Source organism: Burkholderia sp. E168m23, assembly GCF_016586125.1.
GTDB classification, from domain to species: domain Bacteria; phylum Pseudomonadota; class Gammaproteobacteria; order Burkholderiales; family Burkholderiaceae; genus Burkholderia; species Burkholderia orbicola.
The window spans coordinates 1-1,599 of the sequence record NZ_BCPP01001263.1 but is presented as its reverse complement, the minus strand read 5'-3'; the positions used below and the strand labels follow the sequence as shown (position 1 = coordinate 1,599).

Here is a 1,599-nt window from a genome sequence, read left to right as displayed (position 1 = left end):
TGCCTGGCAGATCGTGCAGACGTGGCAGGCGGCCGAATGGTGCCGGCTCGACGCGTCGCAAACGGGCATCGCGCTGTCGGGGGCGGTGACGGGCGCGCTCGATGGCACGCCGTTCCGGATCGACTACGCGATCGCATGCGGCGCCGACTGGCTCACCCGTTCGGCGCGCGTGACGCATCGGACCGGCACGGCGCCGCCACGGCAATGGGACATCGCATGCGACGCGGGGCAGTGGACGATCGACGGCGTCGATGCCCCGATGCTCGCAGGCGCGACCGACATCGATCTCGGCTTCAGCCCGTCGACCAATACGCTGCCGATCCGGCGGCTGGGGCTCGCCGTCGGCGAATCGGCCGCGATCCGCACCGCGTGGCTGCGTTTTCCCGACTTCGACATCGTGCGCGGCGAGCAGCGCTATACGCGCACGGCGCCGCACGTGTATCGCTACGAGAGCGGCACGTATGCGGCCGACATCGAAATCGACGACGCGGGCCTCGTCACCGACTACGACGAATGGCGGCGCGTCGGCGCGGCGTCTGCGTCGTGACGGATCAGCGCGCGCTGGCGACCGACAGCTTGCCCGGAATCAGCTTCAGCGTGGTGAACGCGTCGGCGATGCTCTGCTGGTACGCGACCGTCGCGTCGGTGATCGGCTGCACGCCGTAGCCGGCGCGCTTGAGCGCGACTTCGAGCGTCGGCGCATCGAGGCCGACGAGCGGCGACAGTTGCGCGGCCACCTCGGGCACGTGATCGCGCGCCCAGCGATCGACCGCGTCGACTTCGTCGAGCAGCGCGCGCAGCACCTGCGGGTGGGCGGCCGCGTACTTGCGTGCGGCGAGGTAGTACTGCGTGTTGCGCACGAGCCCTTCGCCATTCGCGACCACGCGCGCGCCGAGCTGCCGTTCGGCGGCGGCCAGATACGGATCCCAGATCACCCACGCATCGACGCTGCGCTGCACGAACGCGGCGCGCGCGTCGGCCGGGGTCAGGTAGATCGGCTGGATGTCGGCATACGTGAGGCCCGCATGCTCGAGCGCCTTCACCAGCAGGTAATGGACGTTCGAGCCCTTGTTGAACGCGACCTTCTTGCCGCGCAGTTGCGCGAGGGTGCGGATCGGCGAATCGGGCAGCACGACGATCGCCTCGCCCTGCGGCGCGGGCGGCTCGTTGCCGATGTAGACGAAATCGACGCCCGCGGCCTGCGCGAAGATCGGCGGGGTTTCGCCGACCGTGCCCACGTCGATCGCGCCGGCGTTCAGCCCTTCGAGCAGTTGCGGGCCGGCCGGGAATTCGAGCCATTGCACCGTGACGCCCTGGCTCGCCAGACGCTTCTCGAGCGTGCCGCGCGCCTTGAGCACGACGAAGTTGCCGTATTTCTGGAAGCCGATGCGCAGCCGCGTGCCGCTGTCGTCGGCCCGGGCGGCTGCGGCCGCGAGCGGTCCGAGCGCGAGCCCGGCCAGCCCGGCGGCCGCGCCGTGCAGCCACTGGCGGCGGCGCGGGTTCACCGGGGTCGTTTCAAGGTCTGCGTGCGGTGTGTCGTTCATTAGGGCGTGTTCACGCTAATAACGGGTTTGCGCTGGCCCCCAGAAGGGCCGAGCG

Annotated in this window: 2 protein-coding genes; one reads left to right on the top strand and one right to left on the bottom strand. The window is 70.4% G+C overall.

Annotated elements, in window-relative coordinates; translation table 11 throughout:
- The coding region (locus tag JMF90_RS36385; protein ID WP_201326278.1) for a putative glycolipid-binding domain-containing protein at positions 1-547 on the top strand (547 nt) is incomplete at its 5' end.
- Between the two features lie 4 nt (positions 548-551).
- Here the strand turns inward: JMF90_RS36385 and JMF90_RS36380 are convergent.
- Positions 552-1,544: a sulfonate ABC transporter substrate-binding protein gene (locus tag JMF90_RS36380; RefSeq protein WP_011548046.1), complete on the bottom strand. Its 993-nt coding sequence runs from the start codon at positions 1,542-1,544 to the stop codon at positions 552-554.
- Positions 1,545-1,599: the final 55 nt, after the last annotated feature.